Genomic DNA, 222 nt, shown 5'->3' on the forward strand with positions numbered 1-222 from the left:
GAGCCATCGTCGAAGCGCATTCCCAGCCGCGCCATGACCCAGCCGAGCGTGCCGCCATGTACCTCCAGGAAGGCATGGCCTGCGTCGGGATACTCCTGGACGTCGTGTGCGACGTCGTTCGCCTCCAGGACGTGGTTCAGGCGCTCGGCCGCTCCCTTCATCAGCCAGTCGCGGCCGCCATAGCTGCCGACGATCGGGCATGCGCCTGCGAGCAGTGTCTCC

At 67.6% G+C, this 222-nt stretch carries 1 protein-coding gene; it reads right to left on the bottom strand.

Annotation, left to right across the window (positions count from 1 at the left end; all coding sequences use genetic code 11):
• A partial coding sequence (locus P7D22_RS23365) for a dienelactone hydrolase family protein (protein ID WP_319936630.1) occupies positions 1–222 on the bottom strand: 222 nt, incomplete at both ends.

It is taken from the genome of Lichenihabitans sp. Uapishka_5, from assembly GCF_033947565.1.
GTDB lineage: Bacteria > Pseudomonadota > Alphaproteobacteria > Rhizobiales > Beijerinckiaceae > Lichenihabitans.